The sequence below is a fragment of the Kitasatospora sp. NPDC001119 genome, from assembly GCF_053598475.1.
On sequence record NZ_JBSFKI010000012.1, the window covers coordinates 56,225 to 69,849 of the forward strand.

Annotated in this window: 13 protein-coding genes; 10 read left to right on the forward strand and 3 right to left on the reverse strand. The window is 72.2% G+C overall.

Going from position 1 to position 13,625, the window contains the following annotated elements; genetic code table 11:
* Positions 1 to 73 precede the first annotated feature (73 nt).
* The 10 genes from ACWDD9_RS16895 (at position 74) to ACWDD9_RS16940 (ending at position 10,056) form a co-directional block, all read left to right on the forward strand.
* Positions 74 to 508, forward strand: a complete 435-nt coding sequence (locus ACWDD9_RS16895; protein WP_074001678.1) for a Rieske (2Fe-2S) protein — start codon at positions 74 to 76, stop codon at positions 506 to 508.
* A gap of 84 nt (positions 509 to 592) precedes the next feature.
* Positions 593 to 2,632: an excinuclease ABC subunit UvrC gene (gene uvrC, locus ACWDD9_RS16900; RefSeq protein ID WP_449811928.1), complete on the forward strand. Its 2,040-nt coding sequence runs from the start codon at positions 593 to 595 to the stop codon at positions 2,630 to 2,632.
* 118 nt (positions 2,633 to 2,750) lie between these two features.
* On the forward strand, positions 2,751 to 3,635 hold the full coding sequence (gene rapZ / locus ACWDD9_RS16905; protein WP_234348205.1) for an RNase adapter RapZ: 885 nt from the start codon (positions 2,751 to 2,753) through the stop codon (positions 3,633 to 3,635).
* 63 nt (positions 3,636 to 3,698) lie between these two features.
* Positions 3,699 to 4,796: a gluconeogenesis factor YvcK family protein gene (locus ACWDD9_RS16910; RefSeq protein ID WP_079271949.1), complete on the forward strand. Its 1,098-nt coding sequence runs from the start codon at positions 3,699 to 3,701 to the stop codon at positions 4,794 to 4,796.
* A complete protein-coding gene (gene whiA, locus ACWDD9_RS16915) occupies positions 4,787 to 5,767 on the forward strand; it encodes a DNA-binding protein WhiA (RefSeq protein WP_049649611.1) in 981 nt (326 codons plus the stop codon). The genes ACWDD9_RS16910 and whiA overlap by 10 nt, the downstream gene beginning before the upstream one ends.
* 306 nt (positions 5,768 to 6,073) lie before the next feature.
* Positions 6,074 to 7,081, forward strand: a complete 1,008-nt coding sequence (gene gap / locus ACWDD9_RS16920) for a type I glyceraldehyde-3-phosphate dehydrogenase (RefSeq protein WP_049649612.1) — start codon at positions 6,074 to 6,076, stop codon at positions 7,079 to 7,081.
* A gap of 154 nt (positions 7,082 to 7,235) precedes the next feature.
* Positions 7,236 to 8,447 (forward strand): phosphoglycerate kinase, encoded by a 1,212-nt coding sequence (locus tag ACWDD9_RS16925; RefSeq protein WP_074001676.1) that lies wholly within the window; start codon positions 7,236 to 7,238, stop codon positions 8,445 to 8,447.
* A gap of 6 nt (positions 8,448 to 8,453) precedes the next feature.
* Entirely contained in the window at positions 8,454 to 9,239 is a 786-nt protein-coding gene (gene tpiA / locus ACWDD9_RS16930) for a triose-phosphate isomerase (protein ID WP_449811929.1), read from the forward strand.
* An 87-nt stretch (positions 9,240 to 9,326) separates the two neighbouring features.
* A complete protein-coding gene (gene secG, locus ACWDD9_RS16935) occupies positions 9,327 to 9,563 on the forward strand; it encodes a preprotein translocase subunit SecG (RefSeq protein ID WP_049649615.1) in 237 nt (78 codons plus the stop codon).
* 205 nt (positions 9,564 to 9,768) lie between these two features.
* Positions 9,769 to 10,056, forward strand: coding sequence for an RNA polymerase-binding protein RbpA (locus ACWDD9_RS16940; RefSeq protein WP_030238413.1), 288 nt, complete (start codon positions 9,769 to 9,771; stop codon positions 10,054 to 10,056).
* A 96-nt stretch (positions 10,057 to 10,152) separates the two neighbouring features.
* On the opposite strand, the gene pgl is transcribed toward ACWDD9_RS16940, so the two are convergent.
* Genes pgl through zwf form a run of 3 tightly spaced genes read right to left on the reverse strand, consistent with a single transcriptional unit; the run spans position 10,153 to position 13,603 of the window.
* The gene (gene pgl, locus ACWDD9_RS16945) at positions 10,153 to 10,941 is read right to left on the reverse strand and encodes a 6-phosphogluconolactonase (protein ID WP_449811930.1); all 789 of its coding nucleotides are present in this window, start codon (positions 10,939 to 10,941) and stop codon (positions 10,153 to 10,155) included.
* Positions 10,938 to 12,050: a glucose-6-phosphate dehydrogenase assembly protein OpcA gene (gene opcA, locus ACWDD9_RS16950; RefSeq protein ID WP_380744582.1), complete on the reverse strand. Its 1,113-nt coding sequence runs from the start codon at positions 12,048 to 12,050 to the stop codon at positions 10,938 to 10,940. Before opcA ends, pgl begins: the two co-directional genes overlap by 4 nt.
* Positions 12,047 to 13,603: a glucose-6-phosphate dehydrogenase gene (zwf, locus tag ACWDD9_RS16955; protein WP_049649618.1), complete on the reverse strand. Its 1,557-nt coding sequence runs from the start codon at positions 13,601 to 13,603 to the stop codon at positions 12,047 to 12,049. Before zwf ends, opcA begins: the two co-directional genes overlap by 4 nt.
* Positions 13,604 to 13,625: the final 22 nt, after the last annotated feature.

Below are 13,625 nucleotides of genomic sequence, written 5' to 3' on the forward strand. Positions count from 1 at the left end.
CCGGGAGCGGCGGGGTGGGCGCGACATAGACTTCCGTGGTCCCCGCAACAGCCGTACCCGTAGGAGCGCACCGATGTCCGAGGCCCCCGAGACCAGCCCCACCGCCTCCCGCCGCACCGTGCTCTGCGGGGCCGCGGCCGTCCTGGCGGCCGGCGGCACCGTGGCGGTCACCGGGTGCAGCTCCTCGTCCTCCAGCGGCAGCGCCCCCAAGGGCCCGGTCGACCTCGGCCCGGCCTCGGCCGTGCCGGAGGGCGGCGGCAAGGTCTTCCGGGAGCAGAAGATCGTGGTGACCCAGCCCACCGCCGGCCAGTACAAGGCGTTCAACGCCCGGTGCACCCACGCCGGCTGCCTCGTGGACCAGGTCAAGAACAACCAGATCCAGTGCCCCTGCCACGGGAGCCGGTTCGCCATCACCGACGGCGCGGTGCAGGACGGACCGGCCTCCTCCCCGCTGCCCGCCTACACCGTCACGGTCGAGGCCGGCAACCTCAAGGTGACCCCGAGCTGACCGAGTTGAGCGCCTCCCGACCGCCACGGTCCCCCCTGACGATCTCCGCCCCGCGGCCCCGACCCCACTCGGTACGGTGGACCCATGGCTGACCCGAGCACCTACCGCCCGGCGCCCGGTGCGATCCCGACCTCCCCCGGCGTCTACAAGTTCCGCGACGCCCACGGCCGGGTCATCTACGTCGGCAAGGCCAAGAGCCTGCGGCCGCGCCTGTCGTCCTACTTCCAGGACCTGGCCGGCCTGCACCCGCGCACCGCGACCATGGTCACCACCGCCGCCTCGGTGGAGTGGACGGTGGTCGCCACCGAGGTCGAGGCGCTCCAGCTGGAGTACTCCTGGATCAAGGAGTACGACCCGCGGTTCAACGTCAAGTACCGCGACGACAAGAGCTATCCGGAGCTCGCCGTCACCCTGAACGAGGAGTACCCGCGGGTCCAGGTGATGCGCGGGGCGCACAAGAAGGGCGTGCGCTACTTCGGCCCGTACGGGCACGCCTGGGCGATCCGCGAGACGGTCGACCTGCTGCTGCGCGTCTTCCCCGTCCGCACCTGCTCCAACGGCGTCTTCAAGCGCGCCCGCCAGGTCGGCCGGCCCTGCCTGCTCGGCTACATCGGCAAGTGCGCCGCGCCCTGCGTCGGCAAGGTCTCGGCGGACGAACACCGCGCGCTGGCCGAGGACTTCTGCGACTTCATGGCCGGGCGCACCGGCAACTACCTGCGCCGGCTGGAAGACGAGATGCGGGAGGCCGCGGCCGAGCTGGAGTACGAGAAGGCGGCCCGGCTGCGGGACGACATCGGCGCCCTCAAGCGCGCGATGGAGAAGAACGCCATCGTGCTGGCCGACGCCACCGACGCCGACCTGCTGGCCCTGGCCGAGGACGAACTCGAGGCCGCCGTGCAGATCTTCCACGTCCGCGGCGGCCGGGTGCGCGGCCAGCGCGGCTGGGTCACCGACAAGGTCGAGGACGTCGACACCGCGGGCCTGGTCGAGCACGCCCTCCAGCAGCTCTACGGCGGCGGCGAGTCCGTCCCGCGCGAGGTGCTCGTCCCCGCCCTGCCGGAGCCCGCGGAGCCGGTCCGCGAGTGGCTCGGCGGCCTGCGCGGCAGCCAGGTCGACCTGCGCGTGCCCCAGCGCGGGGACAAGAAGGACCTGATGGCCACCGTGCAGCGCAACGCCCAGCAGGCGCTGGCGCTGCACAAGACCAAGCGCGCCTCCGACCTCACCACCCGCAGCCGCGCCCTCCAGGAGATCGCCGACGCGCTGGAGCTGGACTCCGTCCCGCTGCGCATCGAGTGCTACGACATCTCCCACCTCCAGGGCGAGGACGTGGTCGCCTCGATGGTCGTCTTCGAGGACGGCCTGGCCCGCAAGAGCGAGTACCGGCGCTTCCAGATCAGGGGCTTCGAGGGCCAGGACGACGTCCGCTCGATGCACGAGGTGATCAGCCGGCGCTTCCGCCGCTACCTCCAGGAGCGCGAGCAGACCGGCGAGTGGGCCGTCCCCGAGGAGGACGACCCCGACACCGGCGCCGGCGGCACCCGGGACGAGGAGGGCCGCCCCAAGCGCTTCGCCTACCCGCCCCAGCTGCTGGTCGTCGACGGCGGCCAGCCGCAGGTCGCCGCCGCCAGGCGCGCCCTGGACGAACTCGGCATCGACGACGTCGCGCTGTGCGGCCTGGCCAAGCGCCTTGAGGAGGTCTGGCTGCCCGGCGAGGACGACCCGGTGGTGCTGCCCCGCTCCAGCGAGGGCCTCTACCTGCTCCAGCGGGTCCGCGACGAGGCGCACCGCTTCGCGATCAGCTATCAGCGCAACAAGCGTTCCAAGCGACTCACCGCCGGGGAACTGGACTCCGTCCCGGGCCTCGGCGAGACTCGCCGCCGGGCGCTGCTCAAGCACTTCGGTTCGCTGAAGAAGCTCCGGGCCGCCACCGTGGACGAGCTCTGCGAGGTACCCGGCATCGGACGCCGCACCGCGCAGACTGTTGCGGAGGCGTTGTCGTCCCGTACACCCGCCGCACCCGCGGTCAACACCGCGACCGGCGAGATCATCGAGGACGGGGCCGAGCAGGCCGCCGGGCCGGTGGCCGCAGCACCCCAGACCGCACCATCCCAGGAGACGCCATGACGGCCGACGCCGCCCGTCAGCCGGTGTGCCCCGGCCCCGCCCGCCTGCCCGGGCCGGGGAAGGGCGGCCGAGCCGTACGCGTACTCCCCAGCAGAAAGACCGAGAGCGGGGAACCGAAGTGACCGTGTCAGACGTGGCCGAGAACGCGCCGGAGCTGGTGATCATCTCCGGTATGTCCGGAGCCGGCCGCTCCACCGCCGCCAAGTGCCTGGAGGACCTCGGCTGGTTCGTGGTGGACAACCTGCCGCCGGCCCTGATCCCGACCATGGTCGACCTGGGCGCCCGTTCCCAGGGCAACGTCGCCCGGATCGGCGTGGTCGTGGACGTCCGCGGCCGGCAGTTCTTCGACGACCTGCTCACCTCGCTGGACGAGCTGGAGAAGCGCGGCGTCCGGCTGCGGGTCGTCTTCCTGGACTCCTCCGACGAGGCGCTGGTGCGCCGCTTCGAGAGCGTCCGCCGCCCGCACCCGCTGCAGGCCGACGGCCGGATCGTGGACGGCATCGCCCTGGAGCGCGACCTGCTGCGCGACCTGCGCGGCGAGGCCGACCTGGTGATCGACACCTCCAACCTCAACGTGCACCAGCTGCGCGCCAAGCTGGACGCCCAGTTCGCCGACCACGACGAGCCCGAGCTGCGCGCCACCGTGATGTCCTTCGGCTTCAAGTACGGCTTGCCGGTCGACGCCGACCTCGTGGTGGACTGCCGCTTCCTGCCCAACCCGCACTGGGTGCCCGAACTGCGGGCCCGTACCGGCACCGACGCGGACGTCGCCGGCTACGTCTTCCAGCAGCCCGGAGCCAACGAGTTCCTGGACGGCTACGCCCAGCTGCTGCGCATCATCACCGAGGGATACCGCCGCGAGGGGAAGCGCTACATGACGCTTGCCGTAGGCTGCACCGGTGGCAAGCACCGAAGCGTCGCCATGTCCGAGCGTCTGACCAAGCGTCTCATCGCCGACGGAGTCGAGACGGTGCTCGTCCACCGTGACATGGGACGGGAGTAACCGCCGCCGCCCTGCCGGGCCCGCCGGCGGAGTGGTCGGCGGGCCGAGGAACGCGAGGTGAGTGTGGCGGGATACGTGCCCGGGCGGCAGCCGCAGAGCAGGACCGGTGACCGGGCGGGCAGCCCGGCCCGGCCCACGGCGCCGGGCCGTCCGCGCAGCAGTCCCGCCCGCGCCAACCCGGCCCCGAGGATCACCGCGCTCGGCGGCGGGCAGGGCCTGTCGGCCTCGCTGTCCGCGCTGCGCCGGCTCACCAGCGACCTCACCGCCGTGGTCACCGTCGCCGACGACGGCGGCTCCAGCGGCCGGCTGCGCGAGGAGCTGGGCGTGCTGCCCCCGGGCGACCTGCGCAAGGCGCTGGCCGCGCTGTGCGGGGACGACGACTGGGGCCGCACCTGGTCCGAGGTGATCCAGCAGCGCTTCACCGGCAACGGCGAGCTCGGCGGCCACGCCGTCGGCAACCTGCTGATCGTCGCGCTCTGGGAGAAGCTGGGCGACCCGGTCGCGGCGCTGGACTGGGTCGGCCGGCTGCTCAACGTGCAGGGCCGGGTGCTGCCGATGTCGGCGGTGCCGCTGGACATCGAGGCGACCGTCCGCGGCCACGACCCGGCGCGCCCCGGCGAGGTCACGGCCGTCCGCGGCCAGGCCGACGTCGCGGTCACCCCGGGCACCGTGCAGTCGATCCGGCTGCTGCCGGACGAGCCGCCCGCCGTCCCGGAGGCGGTCACCGCCGTCCGGGAGGCGGACTGGGTGGTGCTCGGCCCCGGCTCCTGGTTCACCAGCGTGCTGCCGCACCTGCTGGTGCCCGAACTGGCCGCGGCGCTCACCGAGACCCGCGCCCGCCGCCTGCTCACCCTGAACCTGGCCCCCCAGCCCGGGGAGACCGAGGGCTTCACCCCGCAGCGCCACCTGGAGGTCATCGCCGACCACGCTCCGAACCTCGCGGTGGATGCGATCCTGGTGGACGAGCGCGCCGTCACCGGCGGGGCCTTCGGCCAGGCCGACCTGGACGGCCTGGCGAAGGCCGCCGAACGGATGGGCGCGGCTCTGGTGCTCGGCTCGGTGGCCCGCACCGACGGGACGCCGCGACACGACCCCGAGCTGTTGGCGGCAGCGTACGACCGGATTTTCCGGACACATGGAAGGATCGGGCCATGGCGATGACTCCAGCGGTGAAGGACGAGATCAGCCGGCTCCCGGTCACCCGGGCCTGCTGTCGCAAGGCGGAGGTGTCGGCGATCCTGCGGTTCGCGGGCGGGCTGCACATCGTGAGCGGCCGCATCGTGATCGAGGCGGAGCTCGACACCGGAGCGGCGGCACGGCGGCTGCGCAAGGACCTGCTGGAGATCTTCGGGCACTCCTCCGACCTGGTGGTGATGGCCCCCGGCGGGCTGCGCCGCGGCAGCCGCTTCGTGGTCAGGGTCGTCAAGGACGGCGAGCTGCTCGCGCGCCAGACCGGGCTCGTGGACGGCCGCGGACGCCCGATCCGGGGCCTGCCCCCGGCAGTCGTCTCCGGGGCCACCTGCGACGCCGAGGCGGCCTGGCGCGGGGCCTTCCTGGCGCACGGCTCGCTCACCGAGCCGGGCCGCTCCTCCTCGCTGGAGATCACCTGCCCCGGCTCCGAGGCCGCCCTCGCCCTGGTCGGCGCCGCCCGCCGGCTCGGCATCCCGGCCAAGGCCCGCGAGGTGCGCGGCGTGGACCGGGTGGTGATCCGCGACGGCGACGCGATCGGCGCCCTGCTGACCCGGCTCGGCGCGCACGAGTCGGTGCTCGCCTGGGAGGAGCGCCGGATGCGGCGCGAGGTGCGCGCCACCGCCAACCGGCTGGCCAACTTCGACGACGCCAACCTGCGCCGCTCGGCCCGCGCCGCGGTGGCGGCCGGCGCCCGGGTGGCCCGCGCGCTGGAGATCCTCGGCGACGAGGTGCCCGAGCACCTGGCCGCGGCCGGCCAGCTGCGGATGCAGCACAAGCAGGCCTCGCTGGAGGAGCTGGGCGCGCTCGCCGACCCGCCGCTGACCAAGGACGCGGTGGCCGGCCGGATCCGCCGCCTGCTGGCGATGGCCGACAAGCGGGCCTCCGAGCTGGGCCTGCCCAGCACCGAGGCGAGCCTCACCGACGAGATGGCGATGAACTGACGCCCACGGTCACACCCCGTGATCACGAAGGCCGGTGCCCGGACCCCCGGGCGCCGGCCGCGGTCGTTTCCGGACAGCCGCGACACTCCCGAATTGGTAGAGACCACTGAGCTGGGACCAACTGCCCGGCGGGCCAGGGCCGGACGGCCTGAAATGGGGTTTGGGGCACGCCACGCCCGGTCTCACCAGGCGGCGCGATGTGCCGTCCCAGGCCCCGGAGGGGTAGGGTCGTAGGCGGTCGGGGACTTCCCAAATCTCACCCCCGCCGGGCCTCGCGCCCGGCGTACCTAACGAGGAGATCGGTTCGTGACGATCCGGGTAGGCATCAACGGCTTCGGCCGCATCGGCCGCAACTTCTTCCGCGCGGTCAAGGCTCAGGGCGCGGACATCGAGATCGTCGGTGTCAACGACCTCACCGACACGAAGACCCTGGCTCACCTGCTCAAGTACGACACCACCCTGGGTACCCTCCAGGCCGAGGTCTCGCACACCGAGGACAGCATCACCGTCGACGGCCACACCTTCAAGGTGACCGCCGAGCGTGACCCCGCGAACCTCCCGTGGGCTGCCCTGGGCGCCGACATCGTCGTCGAGTCCACCGGCATCTTCACCAAGGCCGAGGCCGCGAAGAAGCACCTCGCCGCCGGCGCGAAGAAGGTCATCATCTCGGCGCCCGCCACCGACGAGGACGTCACCATCGTCCTGGGTGTCAACGACGAGAAGTACGACGCCGCCAACCACCACGTCATCTCCAACGCCTCGTGCACCACCAACTGCGTGGCGCCGATGGCGAAGGTCCTGAACGAGAGCTTCGGCATCGTCAAGGGTCTGATGACCACCGTCCACGCGTTCACCAACGACCAGGTGACCCTGGACTTCCCGCACAAGGACCTGCGCCGTGCTCGTGCGGCCTCGCAGAACATCATCCCGACCTCGACCGGTGCCGCCAAGGCGACCGCCCTGGTCCTGCCGGAGCTGAAGGGCAAGCTGGACGGCACCTCGCTGCGCGTCCCGGTCCCGACCGGCTCCATCACCGACCTGGTCGTGACCCTCGAGCGCGAGGTCACCAAGGACGAGGTCAACGCGGCCTTCCAGAAGGCCGCCCAGGAGGGCCCGCTCAAGGGCATCCTGGCCTACACCGAGGACCCGATCGTCTCCTCGGACATCGTGAACGACCCGCACTCCTGCATCTTCGACTCGCAGCTGACCATGGTCCAGGGCAACCAGGTCAAGGTGCTCGGCTGGTACGACAACGAGTGGGGCTACTCGAACCGCGTGGTCGACCTGGTCGGCCTCGTCGGCGGGCAGCTCTGACCTCGCGGGAGCTGACGTGATGTAGGGGCGAGGGCCTGGTCGGCGTACGGTGCCGACCGGGCCCTCGTTCCGCGCTCAAGGACTTCTCAGGCGGCCCCTGCGCCGTGCCGCCTCACTGCGCATCAACCATCTCCCCAGGAGAATCCGAATCCCCGTGAAGACCATCGAAGAGCTCATCGAAGCCGGTGTCGAAGGCAAGCGCGTCTTCGTGCGCGCCGACCTGAACGTGCCGCTGGACGGCCGCACGATCACCGACGACGGCCGCATCCGCGCCGTCGCGCCGACCATCGCCAAGCTGGCCGCGGCCGGCGCGAAGGTGGTCGTCGCCTCGCACCTCGGCCGTCCCAAGGGCGCGCCGGACCCGCAGTTCTCGCTCGCCCCGGCGGCCGAGCGCCTCGGCGAGATCCTCGGCAAGGGCGTCGCCTTCGCCACCGACACCGTCGGTGACAGCGCCGCGGCCACCGTCGCCGCGCTGGCGAACGGCGAGGTCGCGCTGCTGGAGAACCTGCGCTTCAACGCGGGCGAGACCAGCAAGGACGACGCCGAGCGCAAGGCCTTCGCCGAGCAGCTGGCCGCGCTGGCCGACCTGTACGTGGGCGACGGCTTCGGCGCCGTGCACCGCAAGCACGCCTCGGTCTTCGACCTGCCGGCCCTGCTGCCGCACGCCGCGGGCGACCTGATCGCCACCGAGGTCGGCGTGCTGAAGAAGCTCACCGAGGACGTGGCCCGCCCGTACGTGGTGGTGCTCGGCGGCGCCAAGGTCTCCGACAAGCTCGGCGTGATCGACAACCTGCTGGAGAAGGCCGACCGGATCCTGATCGGCGGCGGCATGGCGTACACCTTCCTCAAGGCCAAGGGCCACGAGGTCGGCATCTCGCTGCTCCAGGCCGACCAGATCCCGACCGTCCTGGAGTACCTGGCCCGGGCCGAGGCGCGCGGCGTCGAGTTCGTGCTGCCGGTCGACGTCCTGGTCTCCGCCGAGTTCCCGGACCTCAAGACCAAGGCTCCGGCGAACCCCTCGACCGTCGCCGCGGACGCCATCCCGGCCGACCAGGAGGGCCTGGACATCGGCCCCGGGACCCGCGAGCTGTACGCGGCCAAGCTGGCCGACGCGGGCACCGTGTTCTGGAACGGCCCGATGGGCGTCTTCGAGCACCCGGACTACGCGAACGGCACCAAGGCCGTCGCGCAGGCCCTGCTCGACAGCGACGCGTTCACCGTGGTCGGTGGCGGCGACTCCGCCGCGGCCGTCCGCATCCTGGGCTTCGACGAGACGAAGTTCGGGCACATTTCGACTGGCGGCGGCGCCAGCCTCGAGTACCTGGAGGGCAAGACCCTCCCCGGTCTCGCCGCTCTGGAGGACTGACAGCACATGACCGACCGTCTCCCGCTGATGGCGGGCAACTGGAAGATGAACCTCAACCACCTTGAGGCCATCCAGCACACCCAGAAGCTGGCCTTCGCGCTGGCCGACAAGGACTACGCGGCCGTCGAGGTCGCCGTCCTGGTGCCGTTCACCGACCTGCGCTCGGTGCAGACCCTGGTCTTCGGCGACAAGCTGAAGATCAAGTACGGCTCGCAGGACATCTCGCAGCACGACGGCGGGGCCTACACCGGCGAGGTCTCCGGCCCGATGCTGGCCAAGCTCCAGTGCACCTACGCGGTGATCGGCCACTCCGAGCGCCGCCAGTACCACGGCGAGAACGAGGAGATCGTCAACGCCAAGGTGAAGGCCGCCTACCGCGCCGGGGTCACCCCGATCCTGTGCGTCGGCGAGCCGCTGGAGATCCGCAAGGCCGGCACCCACGTCGAGTACACCCTGGCCCAGCTGGACGGCGGCCTGGCCGACGTCCCGGCCCACCAGGCCGAGTCGATCGTGGTCGCCTACGAGCCGGTCTGGGCGATCGGCACCGGCGAGGTGGCCACCCCGGAGGACGCGCAGGAGGTCTGCGCCGCCATCCGCGGGCGGATCGCCGAGCTGTACGACACCGAGCTGGCCGGCAAGGTCCGGGTGCTGTACGGCGGTTCGGTGAAGTCGTCGAGCGCGGCCGGCCTGATGGCCAAGCCCGACATCGACGGCGGCCTGGTCGGCGGTGCCTCGCTGGACGCCGACGAGTTCGTCAAGATCGTGCGCTACCGTGAGCAGGCAGTAGGCTAACGCCGCCGCAGCAACGTAGGCTTTGGGGCCGGACCGCCGTACGCGGCCCGGCCCCTTCGCCGAAGATACGAGAGAGTTGGTCCCGTCGTGGTTCTCGGGTTCTCGATTGCCCTGATCATCTTCAGTCTGCTGATGATCCTTCTGGTGCTGCTGCACAAGGGGAAGGGCGGCGGCCTGTCCGACATGTTCGGCGGTGGCTCGATGTCCACCGGCGGCGGTTCGGCGGTGGCCGAGCGCAACCTGGACCGCATCACCATCGTGGTCGGCCTGGGCTGGTTCGCCTCCATCATCGTCCTCGGCCTGCTGATGAAGTCCTCGGTCTGACGTAACCCTGACGCCCCGTCGCCCGAGCGCCTATCCTGGGACGGTCGGGTGCGGAGGCGGTGGTGGCGGAGGCTTAACTCCTGCTTACACTAGGACGACTTTCGCCACCGACGCGCACCGCGGCGGGTCGGCGCACCAGTACGCAGGGAGTCAGACCGTGGCAAGTGGCAATGCCATCCGTGGCAGCAGGGTCGGGGCCGGCCCGATGGGCGAGGCGGAGCGCGGCGAGTCCGCCCCGCGCAACCGGATCTCCTTCTGGTGCGCGAACAAGCACGAGACCCGTCCCAGCTTCGCGGCCGAAGCGGCGATCCCGGACACCTGGGACTGCCCGCGCTGCGGCTTCCCGGCCGGCCAGGACCAGCACAACCCGCCGGCGCCCTCGCGCAACGAGCCGTACAAGACCCACCTCGCCTACGTCCGCGAGCGGCGCACCGACGCCGACGGCGAGGCGATCCTGGCCGAGGCGCTGGCGAAGCTCCGCGGCGAGATCTGAGCGGAGCGCCGGAGCGGAACGCAGCGGTCCGGACAGAACAGCGCGAAGGGCGCCCCCGTCGGTGACGGTGGCGCCCTTCGGCGTTGCCGGATCCGGTCAGGCCGAGGCCGGCGGGTAGAGCTGCGGCGGGATCCGCTCCGCGGCGGCGCGGTCCAGCAGCCACAGGGTGCGGCTGCGGCCGTACGCGCCGGAGGCGGGCGCCTGGAGTTCGCCGGGGCCGGACAGGGCCAGCGCGACCGCGCCCGCCTTGTCCTCGCCGGCGGCCAGCAGCCAGACCTCGCGGGCGGTGCGGATCGCCGGGAGGGTGAGCGAGACCCGGGTCGGCGGGGGCTTGGGGGCCCCGCGCACGCCGACCACGGTCAGCTCGGTCTCCCGGACGCCCGGGTGCTCGGGGAAGAGCGAGGCGACGTGGGTGTCCGGGCCGACGCCGAGCAGCAGCACGTCGAAGGCCGGGACGCCGAGCCGGTCGCCCGGCCCGGCCGCCTTCGCCAGCTCCTCGGCGTAGCGGGCGGCGGCGGCCTCCACGTCCGAGCCGTCCACCCCGTCCGAGGCGGGCATCTCGTGCACCCGCGCCGGGTCGAGCGGGACGGCGTCCAGCAGCTCGGCGCGGGCCTGGACGGCGTTGCGCTCCGGGTCGACGGCGGGCAGGAAGCGCTCGTCGCCCCACCAGAGGTCCAGCCGGCCCCAGTCGACCGCGTCGCGCGCCGGGGAGGCGGCGATCGCGGCCAGCAGGGCGTTGCCGTTGCGCCCGCCGGTGAGCACCACCGAGGCGCTGCCGCGGGCGGCCTGGGCGTCCACGATCCGGGTGATCAGCCGGGCCGCGGCCGCCTGGGCCATCAGCTCCTTGTCCCGGTGGACGACCAGCTGCGGGGTCGCGTTGGTCATGCGCCGTCCTTGCCGGTGCGCTTGCCGGCGGCCTTGCGGGCTGGCTTCTTCTCCGCCGCCCCGGCGGTCACCCGCTCCGGGTTGGCCACGGCCTGCTCCACGGCCGCCTCGGCGGCCTCCTCGACGGCCTCCTCCGCGACCTCGCGGGCGACCTGCTCGGCCGCCGCGGTCTCGGCGTTGGACGGCTCGTGCAGCCGGTCGACGGGCGTGCGCACGGCCGTCGCGTAGATGTCGTCCGGGTCCAGGCGGCGCAGCTCCTCGGCGATCAGCTCCGAGGTCTCGCGCCGCTTGAGCGCCACCTGGCGGTCCGGCGAGCCGGGCATGGAGAGCGTGCCCAGCAGGCCGTCCGGGCGGTCCAGGGTGATGTCCCCGTCCTTGGTGCGCAGGTGCACCGCGGTGATGCCGGGGCCGTTGGTGACGACCCGCTCGACGGGCACCTGGAGCCGGTTGGTCAGCCAGAGGCCGAGCAGCTCGACGCTGGGGTTGTAGGACTCGCCCTCGACCACCGCGGAGACGATCGTGGACGGCCGCTGGTCCAGCGCGGCGGCCAGCATCGAGCGCCAGCCGGTGACCCGGGTCCAGGCCAGGTCGGTGTCGCCCGGGGTGTAGCTCTGCGCGCGCTGGGCGAGCTGGCCGACCGGGGACTCGGCGGTGACGGCGTCGGTGATCCGGCGCTGGGCGATCGAGCCCAGCGGGTCCTGCGCCGGGTGGTGCGGAGCGTTGTCCGGCCACCAGACCACGGTCGGGGCGTCCGGCAGCAGCAGCGGCAGGACCACCGACTGGGCGTGCGCGGCGAGTTCGCCGTGCATCCGCAGGACGACCGTCTCGCCGGAGCCGGCGTCGGAGCCGACCAGGATCTCGGCGTCCAGCCGGGTCTCGGCGCGGGCCCGGGGCGAGCGCCCGGCGCGCTTGATCACCGCGAGGGTGCGCATCGGGTGCTCGCGGGAGGCGTCGTTGGCGGCCTTGAGGGCGTCGTAGGCGCTGCCCTCGTCGGTCACGATCACCAGGGTGAGCACCATGCCGGCGGCGCCCGAGCCGCGGGCCCGGCGCGCCTCCATCAGCGCGGCGTTGATCTTGCTGGACGTCGTGTTGGTGAGGTCGATCTTCATGGCCGGCGCCAGCTCCTGCCGTCTCGTGCGAGCATCTCGTCCGCCTCGACGGGACCCCAGGTCCCCGCCGCGTACTGGGCGGGCTTGCCGTGGGTGTCCCAGTACTTCTCGATCGGGTCGAGGATCTGCCAGGAGAGCTCGACCTCCTGGTGGCGCGGGAACAGGTTGGCGTCGCCGAGCAGCACGTCGAGGATGAGCCGCTCGTACGCCTCCGGGCTGGACTCGGTGAAGGACTCGCCGTAGGCGAAGTCCATCGTGACGTCCCGCACCTCGAAGGAGGTGCCCGGCACCTTGGAGCCGAACCGCACCGTCACGCCCTCGTCCGGCTGGACCCGGATGACCAGGGCGTTCTGCCCCAGCTCCTCGGTCGCGTAGGAGTCGAAGGGCAGGTACGGGGCGCGCTGGAAGACGACCGCGATCTCGGTGACCCGGCGGCCCAGGCGCTTGCCGGTGCGCAGGTAGAACGGGACGCCCGCCCAGCGGCGGTTGTTGATCTCCAGCTTGATGGCCGCGTAGGTGTCGGTCTTGGAGTCGGGGTCGATGCCGTCCTCGTCCAGGTAGCCGACGACCTCCTCGCCGCCCTGCCAGCCGGCCGCGTACTGGCCGCGCACGGTGTGCCGGCCGAGGTCGGCCGGGAGCTTGACGGCGCTGAGCACCTTGAGCTTCTCGGCCACCAGCGCCTTCGGGTGGAAGGAGGCGGGCTCCTCGATGGCGGTGAGCGCCATCAGCTGGAGCAGGTGGTTCTGGATCACGTCACGGGCGGAGCCGATGCCGTCGTAGTAGCCGGCCCGGCCGCCGATGCCGATGTCCTCGGCCATGGTGATCTGCACGTGGTCGACGTACGACCGGTTCCAGATCGGCTCGAACATCTGGTTGGCGAAGCGCAGCGCCAGGATGTTCTGGACCGTCTCCTTGCCCAGGTAGTGGTCGATCCGGAAGACCTCGTCCCGGGGGAAGACCTCGTGGACGACCTTGTTGAGCTCCTGAGCGCTCTCCAGGTCGTGGCCGAAGGGCTTCTCGATGACCGCGCGGCGCCAGGAGCCCTGCGGCGGGTCGGCCAGGCCGTGCTTCTTGAGCTGCTGGACGACCGTGGGGAAGAACTTCGGCGGGACGGACAGGTAGAAGGCGAAGTTGCCGCCGGTGCCCTGGGCCTTGTCCAGCTCCTCGATGGTCTCGCGCAGCTTGTCGAAGGCCTCGTCGTCGTCGAAGGTTCCGTGGACGAACCGCATGCCCTTGGCGAGCTGCTGCCAGACCTCCTCCCGGAACGGGGTGCGGGCGTGGTCCCGGACGGCGTCGTGGACCTCCTTGGCGAAGTCCTCGTCGTCCCACTCGCGGCGGGCGAAGCCGACGAGGGAGAAGCCCGGCGGAAGCAGACCGCGGTTGGCCAGGTCGTAGATGGCCGGCATCAGCTTCTTGCGGGACAGGTCGCCGGTGACCCCGAAGATGACCAGACCGGACGGCCCCGCGATGCGCGGGAGCCGTCGGTCGGAGGGGTCACGAAGCGGGTTGACGGGGGCGGGCGGGAGGTCGTCCGCGTCCGATTCCGGAGTCAACTCGGGGAAATCAGTGCTCACT

Bases quoted from the DNA above. Each gene is read 5' to 3' on its own strand.
- ACWDD9_RS16895 (WP_074001678.1), top strand. From the start codon at position 74: ATGTCCGAGGCCCCCGAGACCAGCCCCACCGCCTCCCGCCGCACCGTG.
- opcA (WP_380744582.1), bottom strand. From the start codon at position 12,050: ATGAAGATCGACCTCACCAACACGACGTCCAGCAAGATCAACGCCGCG.
- uvrC (WP_449811928.1), top strand. From the start codon at position 593: ATGGCTGACCCGAGCACCTACCGCCCGGCGCCCGGTGCGATCCCGACC.
- ACWDD9_RS16940 (WP_030238413.1), top strand. From the start codon at position 9,769: ATGGGCGAGGCGGAGCGCGGCGAGTCCGCCCCGCGCAACCGGATCTCC.
- tpiA (WP_449811929.1), top strand. From the start codon at position 8,454: ATGACCGACCGTCTCCCGCTGATGGCGGGCAACTGGAAGATGAACCTC.
- whiA (WP_049649611.1), top strand. From the start codon at position 4,787: ATGGCGATGACTCCAGCGGTGAAGGACGAGATCAGCCGGCTCCCGGTC.
- pgl (WP_449811930.1), bottom strand. From the start codon at position 10,941: ATGACCAACGCGACCCCGCAGCTGGTCGTCCACCGGGACAAGGAGCTG.